The sequence below is a fragment of the Pseudokineococcus sp. 5B2Z-1 genome, from assembly GCF_037482305.1.
In the GTDB taxonomy this organism is placed as follows: domain Bacteria; phylum Actinomycetota; class Actinomycetes; order Actinomycetales; family Quadrisphaeraceae; genus Pseudokineococcus.
In genome coordinates this window covers 15,904-28,517 of record NZ_JBBHZG010000011.1, presented here as the reverse complement: position 1 = coordinate 28,517, position 12,614 = coordinate 15,904, and the positions used below count along the sequence as shown (strand labels likewise).

Sequence of the window (12,614 nt, the reverse complement as noted above, 5' to 3'; positions counted from 1 at the left end):
GTCAGCGAACGGGCCCGTCCGACCGATGGGGGAACGGCAGGCCGTGGTTCGATGTTGGAGTCGGTGAACCACGGAACGACCGAGAGCCCCTGGGAAGGACGACGTGACCGCCACCCTCGCGACAGAGCACCTCACCGCGGCCGACCGCTGCGACCGGTGCGGAGCCCAGGCCTACCTGCTCGTCCGGATGCCCTCCGGCGGCGAGCTGTACTTCTGCAACCACCACGGGCGCGAGCACGAAGGGCGCCTCCGCGAGTCGGGGGCCGACATCGTCGACGAGTCCTCGCGCCTCGCGGGCTCCTGAGCCCCCGACCCACCACGACCCCCGCGCGACCCTGACCTCGTGGCGCTCCGACGGCCGTCGTCCCTCTCCGGGACGGCGGCCGTCGTGCGTCTGCGCCCGGTGACGGGTCGTGGCGGCGCTCCCGGGCGGCGCCGTGGGTGAGGTGCTCGACGGCTTCGCGAGCACGGTGACCGTCCTCGCCGGCGTCGGCGTCGTGCTCGGCGTCCTCGGGACGGTCGTGCCCGTGCTCCCCGGCGGCCTGCTCGTCGCGGCGTCGGTGCTCGTCTGGGCGATCGTCACGGGCGGCGCCGCGTGGTGGGTCCTCGTCGGCGTCGTCGTCGTGCTGGCGGCGGGCCAGCTGCTCGAGTACCTCACCGCGGGCGTCTCGCTCAAGCGGGCGGGCGTGCCCAACCGCTCCCTGGTGATCGGGGGGCTGGCGGGCGTCGTCGGCTTCTTCGTCGTCCCCGTGCTGGGGCTGGTCCTCGGCTTCCTCGGCGGCCTCTACCTCGCCGAGCGGCACCGCCAGCCCGACGCCGCGACGGCGTGGCGCAGCACGAGGACGGGGCTGCGGGCCGCCGGCGTCGCGCTGCTCATCGAGCTGGCGGCTGTCCTCGTGTCGGCCGTCCTGTGGTTCACGGCCGTGCTGTGGTGGCTCCCGTGAGCGACGACGACGCCCCCTCCCCCGGCACCCCGACGCACCCGGCCCTCCTCGAGGCGCGCGCCCGCGTCGTCCACGACCTGTCCGCCGCCGGCCTCGGCTCGGCCGCGCACGTCGACGTCGTCGACGCCTGCGTCCGCGAGCGCCGCTGGTGGCTCGACGCGTGGCCGGGCGGCGCCGAGCACGTCGCCGGCCAGGTGGCCCAGGACGTGCAGGAGGCGCTCCGCGACGGCTCGGGCCTGGCGTGGCCGCCGTGCCCCCTGCCCCACGCGCGCGACGACGTGCAGCCGCACGTCCTCCACGTGCTGCCCGACCTCGGACCCGACCCGCACTGGGTCTGCGAGGAGAGCGGCACCGCCACCGCGCCGCTGGGCGCGCTCCCGGCGGCCGGGCCCTAGCGGAGCGGCCCCTCGCCGCCCCGGGGCCCCGGACGACGACGGCCCCGCCGCTCCTCGCGGAGCGGCGGGGCCGTCGTGGTGCTGCCGGCGGGCGGTCAGTCCAGGTAGTCGCGCAGGACCTGGCTGCGCGAGGGGTGGCGCAGCTTGGACATCGTCTTGGACTCGATCTGGCGGATGCGCTCGCGCGTGACGCCGTACACCTTGCCGATCTCGTCCAGCGTCTTCGGCTGGCCGTCGGTCAGGCCGAAGCGCATGGAGACGACGCCGGCCTCGCGCTCGGACAGCGTGTCGAGGACCGAGTGCAGCTGCTCCTGCAGCAGCGTGAAGGACACGGCGTCCGCCGGGACGACGGCCTCGGAGTCCTCGATGAGGTCGCCGAACTCGCTGTCGCCGTCCTCACCCAGGGGGGTCGACAGCGAGATGGGCTCGCGGCCGTACTTCTGGACCTCGACGACCTTCTCGGGCGTCATGTCCAGCTCCTTGGCGAGCTCCTCGGGCGTGGGCTCGCGGCCCAGGTCCTGGAGCATCTGCCGCTGGACGCGGGCCAGCTTGTTGATGACCTCGACCATGTGGACCGGGATGCGGATGGTCCGCGCCTGGTCGGCCATGGCGCGGGTGATGGCCTGGCGGATCCACCACGTCGCGTAGGTCGAGAACTTGTAGCCCTTGGTGTAGTCGAACTTCTCGACCGCGCGGATGAGGCCGAGGTTGCCCTCCTGGATGAGGTCCAGGAAGAGCATGCCGCGGCCCGTGTAGCGCTTGGCGAGGGAGACGACGAGGCGCAGGTTCGCCTCGAGCAGGTGGTTCTTCGCGCGGCGGCCGTCGTGGGCGATCCACTGCAGCTCGCGGTGGTAGCGCGCGTCGGTGACCTCGCCCGAGGTCATGCGCTCCTCGGCGAAGAGGCCGGCCTCGATGCGCTTGGCCAGCTCGACCTCCTGCTCGGCGTTGAGGAGGGCGACCTTGCCGATCTGCTTGAGGTAGTCCTTGACCGGGTCGGCCGTGGCGCCCGCGGTGACGACCTGGACCGCGGGGGCGTCCTCGTCGTCGTCGTCGCGCAGGACGAAGGAGTCGCCCTTGCCCTCGGTGGCGGGGGCGTCCGCCGCGTCGGTCTCGGCGACCGTCGGGCGCGCCTGCGCGTCCTCGTCGGCGAGGGTGTCGGCGACGTCCGGCGTCGCGACGTCGGTCGGGCCCTCGTCCGCGCTCCCGCCGCGCGAGCCCTTCGCCGCGGTCTTCGACCCGCTCGCGGCCGTCTTCGCGCCGGCGCTCTTCGTCGTGGCGCTCTTCGACGTCGTGGTCTTCGCGCCCGCCGCCCCGCCGGCCGGCGCGGCCTTCTTGCGCGCAGGGGCCTTGCGCGCCGGGGCCGCGGGCTCCCCGTCCGCCTCGGGCGCCTCGGCCGGCTGCGCCGCCACGGTCGTCGCCGCCCGGGTCCTCGTCGCCGCGGCGGTGCGCTTGGCGCGCTTCGCGACGGGCTGGGGGTCGTCCACGACGACGGACACGGACGCCTCGTCCAGGGCGCGCAGCACCGACTTCATGCGGGACATGGGCACCTCGGCGCTCTCGCAGGCGGAGCGGAGGCTGCTGGCCGTCACGCTGCCGGAGGCGCGCCCGGAGCTGAGGAGCTCCTGGAGCTGCGGGTGGGAGAACTCGGCGGGGAGCTGCTGGGCGGTGCTGGGGCTGGGGACCGACGACACGGACTGCCTTTCGTCGAGGTGGACGAGCGGGGCGGCGGGACCGCCGGCGGGTGGGACGGCGGCGACGCCCGGGAGAAGGCGGGGACGGGATGACGAGGTGGTCAACGAGCACCCGCCCCGATCCATGCCCCGGCGGGCGCGTCGTTTTCGGGCATGGCGAGACAGGTCGTTCGCAAGTCCCCATCGTCGCACAGCGCGCGCGGTGCTCGGGGCCGGCCGGGGGGCGCCGGGACCCGCGGTCACGGGCGGTGGCCCGGGAGGGCGCCCGGGGGCGGGACGACGGAGCCGCCCGGGCGCGCGCGTCGCGGAGGGTGGTCGCCGTCCGCCCGGGCGCGAGGCGCCCTCAGGAGGGCTTGACCGCCAGGACGGGGCAGGGGGCGTCGAAGAGGATGCGCTGGGCGCCCGAGCCGAGGATGAGCTTGCCCACCGGGGTCCGCCGGCGCAGGCCGATGACGACGACGTCGGCGCCCGCGTCGGTCGCGACGGCCAGCAGGTCGGCGGACGGCTCGGCGCCGGGCGTCAGGGGGCGCAGCTCGTACGCGGGCGCGCCGGCGTCCGCGCCGAGCGCCTCCTCCACCTCGGGGCGCAGCGCCTCGAGGGCCGCCGTGCTCGTCGCGCGCGGGTCCGGGTCGTCGGGGTCGGCGCGCCGGTTGTCGACGACGACGACGCGCGACCCGCGGCGGACCGCCTCGGCCAGGCCCGCGGCGAGGGCGGCGCGGCCCTCCCGGGTCGGCGCGAAACCCACGACGACGCTCATGCGGCCTCCCTCGGGCTCCTCCGGGCACCGCCCCCGCGGGCGCGGTGCCCGCCGGTCCGGGCCCGCGCGAGGGCGCCCGGAGGACGCTACCGGACGCGACCCGGCCCGCCGCCCGGTCGGCGGCGCCGTAGCGTGGCCGCGTGGGCGACGGGGACGGGTGGGTGCGGACGGCCTCGGGCGCCCGCCGCTGGGGCCTCCACGGCGCCGCGGGCCTGCTGCTGCTGGCCGACGGCGCCGGCGGCGCCCCGGCGGGGCGCACCCACGCCCTGCTGCAGCTGCGGGCCGGGTGGACGCACCTGGGGGGCACGTGGGGGCTGCCCGGCGGGGCCGTCGACAGCCACGAGGACGCCGTCGCCGGCGCCCTGCGCGAGGCCTGGGAGGAGACCGGCGTCCCGGCGGGCGCCGTCGACGTCCTCGACCGCCGCGTCACCGCCGACCTCGGGGGGTGGACCTACACCGTCGTGCTCGGGCGCCTGCGCGGCGCCGAGGACGTGCGCCCGCACGCGGCGACGGCCGAGTCCGACGAGGTGCGCTGGGTCGCCCTCGCGGACGTGGGCGCGCTGCCGCTGCACCCGGGACTCGCCACGACGTGGGACGGCCTGCGGTCCTGGGCCGCCGACGGGCGCCCGGGCGCCTAGCCCGCCGGCCGGGGCGCCAGGCCCGTCGGCCCTCCCGGGGCGGCCAGCAGCTCGCGCACGAGCGCGCCCACGGCCTCGACCTCGACGAGGAAGCCGTCGTGGCCGGCCGGGGACTCCAGGACGCGGACCGGTGGTGACCCGGGCAGCGCGGCGGCGAGGACCTCGCTGTCGCGCACCGGGTACAGGCGGTCGCTGCTCACCGCGGCGACCGTGGCCGTCGCCGTCACGCGCCCCAGGGCCGCGGCGACGCCGCCGCGGCCGCGCCCGACGTCGTGGCCGTTCATCGCCCGCACGAGGACGACGTAGGAGCCCGCGTCGAAGCGCCGGACCAGCTTGTCGGCGTGGTGGTCGAGGTAGGACTCGACGGCGTAGCGCCCGCCGCGGGACGGGTCCTCCCCCGGCTGCCCCGCCCGCCCGAACCTCTCGCCGAGCTCCTCCGCGCTGCGGTAGGTCGTGTGGGCGATGCGCCGCGCGACCCCGAGGCCGCGGTGCGGGCCCTCGCCGTCCGCGGCGCCGTGGTAGTCGCCGCCCGCCCAGCCGGCATCGCCCTCGACCGCGGCCAGCTGGGCCGCCGACCAGGCGATCTGGTCGGCGCTCGACGCGGCGCAGGAGGCGAGCACGAGGAGGCGACGGACCCGCTCGGGGCGGTCGACGGCCCACTCGAGCGCCCGCATGCCGCCCATCGAGCCGCCCAGGACGAGCGCCCAGGCGCTGACGCCCAGGGCGTCGGCCAGCGCCGCCTCGGCGGCCACCTGGTCGCGCACGGTCGTGGCCGGGAAGCGGCTGCCCCAGGGCCGGCCGTCGGGCGCGGTCGACGACGGCCCGGTGCTGCCCTGGCAGCCGCCCAGCACGTTGACGGCGACGACGCACCAGCGCCTCGTGTCCAGGGCCCGGCCCGGGCCGACCAGCGCGTCCCACCAGCCCGGGGAGGGGTGCCCCTCCCCCGCCGGGCCGCTGACGTGGCTGTCCCCCGTGAGGGCGTGGCAGACGAGGACGACGTTGCCGCGGTCGGCGTCGGGCTCGCCCCACGTCTCGTAGGCCAGGACGACGTCGGGCAGGACCTCGCCGGACTCCAGGCGCAGGTCGCCGACGGCGCAGAACCGGCGCCCGCCGACGGGGTCGCCCGGGCGCCAGGCCCCCGAGGCCGGCGGCGGCCCCACCTCTCCCGGAGCGGGCACCGCGGGCTCCCCCTCCGGCCCGCCCGTCGCCCGGGACAGGTCGGCGGGGGCCCGATCGCCCCGGACCAGGTCGGTGGGGACCAGCTCGGCGCGGGAGCCCGGGTCCGCGGTGGCGCCGGGGGCCGCGGGGCGGGACGAGCGGGCCGCCGGCACGGGCCGGGACGCCGCCCGGACCGGGGCGGGCTCGGTGCCGGCGTCCGCCGTCGTGCCGCTGCGGGTGGTGGTCGACGTGCTGCCCACGGTCGTCTCCTCGGGACCCGGGGCCGTGCTCGCCGGCCCGCGCTTGCCCGCCGGGCTCCGACGGGCCAGGTCATCACCCGGGGCACCCCACCGCGGAGGAGGGTTGCCGCCCAGCGAGCCGGGGCTTGGCGCTGGGACTCATGACCTGGCTCGACGGTACCCGCGGCGCGTCAGGCCGCTCAACCGTCCGCCGCGGCGTCCCACCGTGCGGACCGCCGGCGGCGCGGGCGGTCGGGCCGCAGCTCACCCGTCCGCCCCGCCGGCCACCTCCGCGTCGCGTCGCGCCCGCACCCAGGCGGGCGCCGCCCCGGCGTCCACGAGGTCGAGGACGAGCTCGGCCATCGGCGTCCCCGCCCTCGCCTCCAGCGCGCGCTCGGCGCACGAGACGGCGCGGGCGCCGTCACCGCTCCACCAGGCGGCCCACGCCAGGGCCGCCAGCGCGTCGGCACCCGCCGCGCCCGGCAGGTGGCGCACCACGGCCGCCAGGACGGCGCAGGTGGGCTCGAGCAGCGCCGGGTCCGGCTCGCGGGCGCCCCCCGGGTCGCCGACGACGGTCTCCAGCAGCGCCTCGGCGCGCTCGTCCGGGCCGGTGAGCACGAGCTGCTCGGGCAGGTCGCCCGCGCCGGGGACGAGGCTCACCAGGAGGGCGTCCCGCAGCCAGGGGTCGCGCAGGGCGGCGGCCAGGCGCCCGAGCAGCGCGGGGTCGTGGAGCTCGTCGGCGCCCCCGCCGCGGCCGCCCTCCTCGCGGGCGAGGTGGGCCAGCCGCTCGACCTCGGCGGCGGCGCGCAGGCCGGCGAGGGCCTCGGCGCGCACGCGGGCGGCGCGGGAGGGCTCCCCCGCGGCCCGTCGCGCCCGGCGCCGGGCCGAGGCCGCGCTGCGGGCGGCGTCGCGCCGCGCCTCGGCCCCCGCGGGCCGCAGGTCGTCGAGCAGGCGCTCGCGCGCGCCGGCGGGCGAGGAGCCGCGGGAGACCATCTCCGCGGCGACGAGCGTGCCGTCCAGCGCCTCCAGCGGCTCGCCGGCCGCCGGGCAGCAGCGCTCCTCGCGGCAGCCGAGGGAGCGGAAGCGGTGCCCGTCGACCCACCAGACGTCGGCGAGCGCGACGCCCGCGGTGGCGCAGGCGCCGCCGAGCAGGACCTCGACGAGCCCGGCCACCGACGTGTCGCGCGGGTCCTCCCCGGACGCCGCCGCCCCGGGCAGGAGCCAGTCGGTCGCACCCGGGTCCGTCGCCCCCGGGTCCGTCGCCCCCGGGGCCGTCGCCCCCGGGTCGGGGGCGGCCGGGTCGTCGTAGACGACGGCCACCACGGCCGCGGCGCCGTCGCGGACCGCGAGCGCCACGAGCCGGTCGACCACGGCGCCCAGGCGGTCCACGACGTCGGCCTCGACGCGGCGCGCGGCGAGCAGGCGCCGCTCGCGATCGTCGACCACCGGCAGGTCCGCCCGGACGACGAGGCCGACGCGCCGGCGCTCGCCGCGCAGGCAGACGAGCACGACGCTGCGCCGCGGGGTGAAGCCGAGCTGGTGCGGCACCAGGGCGAGCAGCTCGCGCGGGTCGGACACCCGCAGGACGGCCGGCGGCCCACCGCCGGCGGAGCGGCCGTGCGGCGACGACGGGGAGGGGGCGGGGGGCTGCGAGGGGTTCGGCATGCGGGCGAGCGTGGCGGCGGGCGGGGACCGCCCGCAGCGCTCGTCCACAGGCCGCGGGCGGCGGCCGGAGGTCTCCGAGGACCGGTCGGCGCGAGCCGCGGGGGCTCAGACGACGACGTGCCCCTCGACCGTCTCTCCGCGCGAGGAGCCGCGGCTGTCGCGGCTGCCCCGGGCGGCGCCGTCGGTGCGCTCCCAGCGCAGGAACGCGCTCGTCTCGTCCAGGACGGCGCCCGCGAGCCAGGCGAGGACGAGGGCGTCGTCGGCGAGGCCGGCGAGCAGGAAGACGGCCTCGGGCACGAGGTCCACGGGCGAGACGACGTACGCCGCGGCCAGCGCCATGAGGGCCAGCCGCTGCGTCGAGGTGCCGGTGTAGCGGCCGCGCGCCGTCGCGACGACGAGGCGCGGGAGCGCGGACAGCTGGTCGAGCAGACCCGGGTCGCCGGGGCGGCGGGAGCGGGCGAGGGCGGCGGCGAGGGCGCGCCAGGCGCCGGCGCGGGAACGACGAGCGGCCACGGGGGACCTCCGGGGGCTGGGCGGTGGACCGACGCACCCAGGGTACGAGCGCTGTCGCGGGCCGGCCCCGCGGAGACCTGCCCCCGACGCCTCGACGGCCCCGGCTCCCCGACGACCCGAGGCCCGCCTCCCGGGGCGGGCGCCCCCGGAGGCGGCAGCCCGCACCGGTGCTCCGCCCGCCGTGCGGGCACCGCGCTCGCCCGCCGGAGGTGCCCGTCAGGCGCGGCGGGCGAGCCCCGCGGTGCCCTCGGCCGGGAAGTCCTCGCGGGCGCGGCGACCGATGCCGCGCATGAGCCAGGCGTCGGCGGCGGCGCCGACGACGCCGCCGGCCACGGGCACGAAGCGGCCGAGGCGCCCGGCGGCGCGCGCGCCCGTCTGCCCGAGGAGCCGGAAGCCGACGCCCTTGTTGACCGCCATCCGCATCGGCGTGGGCAGGCCGCGCAGCAGCGTCCGCGAGAGCAGCCCCCCGCCGGCCGCCCCCGGCAGGGCGTTGCCCGCGCCGACCAGGCTGTCGAGGACGGCGGCGCGCACGCGGCCGTCCTCGAGGTCGTAGCCGCGGACGTGGGCGACGGCGGCCGCGAGGCGCGTGCCCAGCGCGTAGAAGGCGACGACGTTCGCGGGGAGGGCGACGGGCAGCGTGACGAGGCCGCCGAGCCCGGTCGCGAAGCCCTCGGCCCCCGCGAGGCGCACGTGCTGGGCCACGAGGCGGTCGATCGCCCGCTCGGGGTCTCCGGTGGAGCGCAGGGCCGCCGCGGCCACCTCGGCCGCGCTGTCGAGGGGCCCGGCCCCCCGGACGCCGAGGTCGACGAGGCGCTGCACCACGCCGGCGTCGTCGGGGTGGCTGCGGGGAGCGTCGGGCACGGTGTCCTCCGTCGGGTGGTGGGGCGGCGGGCCGACGGTCCTCCCCCGCGCGGGTGCGGCGGGCGCGGCGCCGGCCGGGCCGGCTGTCGGTGCGCCCGCCCATGATGGGGGCGTGCTGCTCGCCGTGCTCGCCGCCCGCCTCGACGAGGTCGCCGCCACGTCGTCGCGCACCCGCAAGCGCGACCTCGTCGCCGCGGTGCTGCGCGAGGCGGCGGAGGACGAGCGCGACGTCGTCGTCCGCTACCTCGAGGGCGAGCTGCGGCAGCGGCGCACGGGCCTCGGGTGGCGCTCGCTGGCCGACCGCCCGCCGCCGGCGGCCGAGGCGTCGCTCGACGTCCTCGACCTCGACGCGGCCATGGAGGCCGCCGCGGCCGAGGCCGGTCCGGGGTCGGCCGGCCGGCGGCGCGAGCTGCTCGCGGCGGTCCTGGCCGCCGCGACCGGGCCCGAGCAGCGGCTGGTCGCCGGGCTGGTCTCCGGCGAGCTGCGCCAGGGCGCCCAGCGGGGCGTGCTCGTCGAGGCCGTGGCGGCCGCCGCGGGGGTCCCGGCCGCCGCCGTCCGCCGCGCCCTCACGCTCTCGGGCGACGTCGTCGAGGTGGCCGGTCGGGCGCTGGGGGCTCCCGGGCCCGCCGCGGCGCAGGAGGCCCTCGCGGCCGTGGGCCTCCGGGTCGGCCGCCCCCTCGCGCCCATGCTGGCCGCCTCGGCCCCCTCCGTGGCCGACGCCCTGGCGCGCACGGGGCCGGCGGTCGTCGAGTGGAAGCTCGACGGCGTCCGCGTGCAGGTCCACCGCGAGGGCGACGAGGTCCGGCTCTGGACGCGCACGGCCGAGGAGGTCACCGACCGGCTGGCGGGCGTGGCCGACGCCGTGCGCGCGCTGCCCGCCCGGGCGCTCGTCCTCGACGGCGAGGTCCTCGGCCTCCTCCCCGGCGGCGCGGCGGACTGGCGCGACCGCAGGCCCCTGCCCTTCCAGGAGACCGCCTCCCGGGTGGCGACGCGGCGGCGCCCCGCGGCCGGAGCGGCGGGGTCCGCCGGCGCGGCCGGGCCGGGGCCGGCGCGGGGGGCGGAGGGCGACGGGGCCGAGGAGCCCGACCTCCGGCTCGTCCTCTTCGACCTGCTGCACCGCGACGGCGAGGACCTCCTCGACGAGCCGCTCCGCCGGCGGCGCGCCGAGCTCCTGCGCCTGGCCCCCTCCCTCGCCGTGCCCGGCGTCGAGGCCTCCCCCGCGGAGCCGGGCGCGGCCGAGGCGGCGTCCCGCGACGCGCTCGCGCGCGGCCACGAGGGCGTCGTCGTCAAGGCGGCGGACGCGCCCTACGCCGCCGGCCGGCGCGGCGCCGCCTGGGTGAAGGTCAAGCCGCGCCTGACCCTCGACCTCGTCGTGCTGGCCGCCGAGCACGGCTCCGGCCGCCGCCGCGGCACCCTCTCCAACCTCTGGCTGGGCGCCCGCGACCCCGAGGGCCGCTTCGGTCCGCCGGGCGGCGTCGTCATGCTCGGCAAGACCTTCAAGGGCCTCACCGACGCGATGCTCGCGTGGCAGACGGAGCGGCTGCGGGACCTCGCGGTCGACGAGGACGGCTGGGTCGTGCGCGTGCGCCCCGAGCTCGTCGTCGAGATCGCCCTGGACGGCGTCCAGCGCTCCCCCCGCTACCCCGCGGGTCTCGCCCTGCGCTTCGCGCGGGTCCTCGCCCACCGGCCCGACAAGCCGGCGTCGGAGGCGGACGTCGTCGAGGCGGTCGAGCGGCTGCACGCCGCCGCGGGGGGTGCGGCCGGGGCCACGACCCAGGACGTCGAGGAGGAGGAGACCGAGGACGGCCGGGGCGGGCGCGACGCCGGCCACGAGGCCACCGAGGACGGGTCCGCGCCGTGACCCCGGGGGCGCTGCTCGCCGTCGTCCGGGCGCCGGGCGGGCTGGGCCTGGCGGACGGGGAGCGGTCGTGGGCCGTGGCGGCGTCCGGCGTCGACGCCGCGGCCGCCGCCCTCGACCGGTTGGAGCGCGAGCGGTCACCGCGATGGGTGTGGTGGTCGGCGTCGGAGGTCCTCGGGGCGCTCCAGGCGGCGGCGAGCCCGCCCCGCCCGGCCCGCGCCTGGGACCTGGCGGCGGTCCACCGCCTCCTCGAGGGCGGGCACGACGACGGCCCGGCGGCGGTGCGGGCGGCGGCGGCGGGCCTGGACCCGGCCGGCGCCCCCGTGCCGGGGCAGCTGGACCTCGGGGGGACGCCCGGCGGCCTGGAGGTCGCCGCCGGCGGTCCCGCCGCCGGGGACGCTGACGGGCCGGTGCGCCCCGACGGGCACCTCAGCCCCGACTGGGTGGACGGGGCGTGGGCGGACTCCCCCGCTAGGGCCGCCCGCTGGGCGGCGGTCGCCCTGGAGACCGCCCGCCTGCAGGAGCAGCGCCTCCGCGCGGTCGTCCGGGAGTCCTCCCCGGCCGGCGCGGCCGGCGGCACCGGCGGCCGGGACGTCGAGGGCGACGCGGGCGGCGCGGGCGGCGCGGGCGGCGACCCCGTCCAGACGGCGTGGTCGGAGTCGGCGGCGGCCGTCCTCGCCGTCGAGCTCGCGCACGGCGGCCTCCCCCTGGACGCCGCGGAGGCGGCTCGCGTCGTCGAGGGCGTGGTCGGGCCGCGCCCGCGCGACGAGGCGGAGGCGGCCAGGCAGCGAGCGGCGCGCGACGCCCCCGTGCTGGCGGCCCTCGGCGTCCCCGACGGCGCGACGGGCCGCCACGACGGGGGCGCCGGCGCACCGGGGTCGCCCGTCGACCTGCGCAGCCCCGCCCAGGTGCGCCGGGCCCTGCACGACGTCGGTCTCGACCTGCCGGACACCCGCTCCTGGCGCCTGGAGGGGCTGGCCGCCGAGGACGGCGCCCACCCCGCCCTCGGCGCGCTCGTGGCGTGGCGGCGGGCCGAGCGCTTCGCCGTCGCCCACGGCTACCGCTGGCTCGACGAGGCGGTGAGGGGCGGGCGCCTGCGCGCGGCCTGGTCGGCCAGCGACGGCGGCGCCGGGCGCATGACGGCGTCGGCCGGGCTGCACAACCTGCCGCGCGAGCTGCGCGTGGCCGTGCGGGCCGAGCCGGGGCGGCTCCTCGTGCGCGCCGACCTCGGCCAGGTGGAGCCGCGCGTCCTCGCCGTCGTCTCGGGCGACCGGGCGCTCGCCCGGGCGGCCGACGCCGACGACCTCTACTCCCCCGTCGCCGCGCGCCTGGGCGTGGCCCGCGAGGTCGCCAAGGTAGCGGTGCTCGCGGCCATGTACGGGCAGACGAGCGGCGCCGCCGGCGCCACGCTGGCCGCCATGGAGCGGGCCTACCCCGTGGCGACGGGCTTCCTCGTCGACGCCGCGCGCCGCGGCGCCGCCGGTGAGGACGTGCGGACGGCCGGAGGGCGCCGGGTCCGCGTGCCCGCCGTCGAGGAGGTGCCCGTCGAGGCGGGAGCGGCGGCCGTGGACCGCGAGCGCGCCGCGCGGGCGGCGCGCGGCCGCTACGCCCGCAACGCCGTCGTCCAGGGCTCGGCGGCCGAGCTCTTCAAGGCGTGGGCCGCCACGGTGCGGGCCCGGCTGCTCGCCTCCGGCGACGGCGAGGTCGTGCTCTGCCTGCACGACGAGCTGCTGCTGCACGTGCGCGAGGACGCGGCCCCCGACGTCGCCGCCGAGCTCGTCCGGGACCTCGAGGCGGCCTCCGCGCGCTGGTGCCGTGCGGTCGCGCGGCCGCCCGTGCGCTTCACGGCGGACGTCGCCGTCGTCGAGCGGTGGTCGCAGGCCAAGGGCTGAGGC

The 12,614-nt window shown here is 79.9% G+C and carries 12 protein-coding genes and 1 riboswitch; of the genes, 6 read left to right on the top strand and 6 right to left on the bottom strand.

Annotated elements, in window-relative coordinates; translation table 11 throughout:
* The first annotated feature begins 103 nt into the window (after positions 1-103).
* The 3 genes from WDV85_RS16905 (at position 104) to WDV85_RS16895 (ending at position 1,339) form a co-directional block, all read left to right on the top strand.
* The gene (locus tag WDV85_RS16905) at positions 104-304 is read left to right on the top strand and encodes a DUF7455 domain-containing protein (RefSeq protein ID WP_171203702.1); all 201 of its coding nucleotides are present in this window, start codon (positions 104-106) and stop codon (positions 302-304) included.
* Positions 305-413: 109 nt separating this feature from the next.
* Entirely contained in the window at positions 414-944 is a 531-nt protein-coding gene (locus WDV85_RS16900; RefSeq protein WP_339571733.1) for a DUF456 domain-containing protein, read from the top strand.
* Positions 941-1,339: a hypothetical protein gene (locus WDV85_RS16895; RefSeq protein WP_339571732.1), complete on the top strand. Its 399-nt coding sequence runs from the start codon at positions 941-943 to the stop codon at positions 1,337-1,339. Before WDV85_RS16900 ends, WDV85_RS16895 begins: the two co-directional genes overlap by 4 nt.
* A 95-nt stretch (positions 1,340-1,434) precedes the next feature.
* On the opposite strand, the gene WDV85_RS16890 is transcribed toward WDV85_RS16895, so the two are convergent.
* Together WDV85_RS16890 and WDV85_RS16885 are read right to left on the bottom strand one after the other, a co-directional pair.
* The gene (locus WDV85_RS16890) at positions 1,435-3,030 is read right to left on the bottom strand and encodes an RNA polymerase sigma factor (RefSeq protein WP_339571731.1); all 1,596 of its coding nucleotides are present in this window, start codon (positions 3,028-3,030) and stop codon (positions 1,435-1,437) included.
* A gap of 343 nt (positions 3,031-3,373) precedes the next feature.
* A complete protein-coding gene (locus WDV85_RS16885) occupies positions 3,374-3,787 on the bottom strand; it encodes a universal stress protein (protein ID WP_298989162.1) in 414 nt (137 codons plus the stop codon).
* A 140-nt stretch (positions 3,788-3,927) separates the two neighbouring features.
* Here WDV85_RS16885 and WDV85_RS16880 point away from each other — a divergent pair, with 140 nt between their 5' ends.
* On the top strand, positions 3,928-4,425 hold the full coding sequence (locus WDV85_RS16880) for an NUDIX domain-containing protein (protein ID WP_171204306.1): 498 nt from the start codon (positions 3,928-3,930) through the stop codon (positions 4,423-4,425).
* Here WDV85_RS16880 and metX read toward each other — a convergent pair.
* The 4 genes from metX to WDV85_RS16860 all read right to left on the bottom strand — a co-directional run bounded on the left by metX (position 4,422) and on the right by WDV85_RS16860 (position 8,861).
* Positions 4,422-5,603, bottom strand: a complete 1,182-nt coding sequence (gene metX, locus WDV85_RS16875; RefSeq protein WP_445263379.1) for a homoserine O-acetyltransferase MetX — start codon at positions 5,601-5,603, stop codon at positions 4,422-4,424. The genes WDV85_RS16880 and metX overlap by 4 nt on opposite strands.
* A 274-nt stretch (positions 5,604-5,877) precedes the next feature.
* Positions 5,878-5,989, bottom strand: a riboswitch (SAM riboswitch).
* A 97-nt stretch (positions 5,990-6,086) separates the two neighbouring features.
* Positions 6,087-7,487 (bottom strand): DUF4192 family protein, encoded by a 1,401-nt coding sequence (locus WDV85_RS16870; protein WP_339571729.1) that lies wholly within the window; start codon positions 7,485-7,487, stop codon positions 6,087-6,089.
* Between the two features lie 105 nt (positions 7,488-7,592).
* Complete coding sequence (locus WDV85_RS16865; RefSeq protein ID WP_339571728.1) at positions 7,593-8,000, bottom strand: YkvA family protein; 408 nt, start codon at positions 7,998-8,000, stop codon at positions 7,593-7,595.
* Between the two features lie 216 nt (positions 8,001-8,216).
* Positions 8,217-8,861, bottom strand: a complete 645-nt coding sequence (locus WDV85_RS16860; RefSeq protein ID WP_339571727.1) for a hypothetical protein — start codon at positions 8,859-8,861, stop codon at positions 8,217-8,219.
* Between the two features lie 112 nt (positions 8,862-8,973).
* Between WDV85_RS16860 and WDV85_RS16855 the strand changes: the two genes are divergently transcribed.
* Together WDV85_RS16855 and WDV85_RS16850 are read left to right on the top strand one after the other, a co-directional pair.
* Positions 8,974-10,722, top strand: coding sequence for an ATP-dependent DNA ligase (locus WDV85_RS16855; protein ID WP_339571726.1), 1,749 nt, complete (start codon positions 8,974-8,976; stop codon positions 10,720-10,722).
* A complete protein-coding gene (locus WDV85_RS16850) occupies positions 10,719-12,611 on the top strand; it encodes a DNA polymerase (RefSeq protein WP_339571725.1) in 1,893 nt (630 codons plus the stop codon). The genes WDV85_RS16855 and WDV85_RS16850 overlap by 4 nt, the downstream gene beginning before the upstream one ends.
* Positions 12,612-12,614: the final 3 nt, after the last annotated feature.

What these genes read in the sequence shown, in the direction of transcription:
- WDV85_RS16870 (WP_339571729.1), bottom strand. Translation starts at nt 7,487, where the DNA reads ATGCCGAACCCCTCGCAGCCCCCCGCCCCCTCCCCGTCGTCGCCGCAC.
- WDV85_RS16885 (WP_298989162.1), bottom strand. Translation starts at nt 3,787, where the DNA reads ATGAGCGTCGTCGTGGGTTTCGCGCCGACCCGGGAGGGCCGCGCCGCC.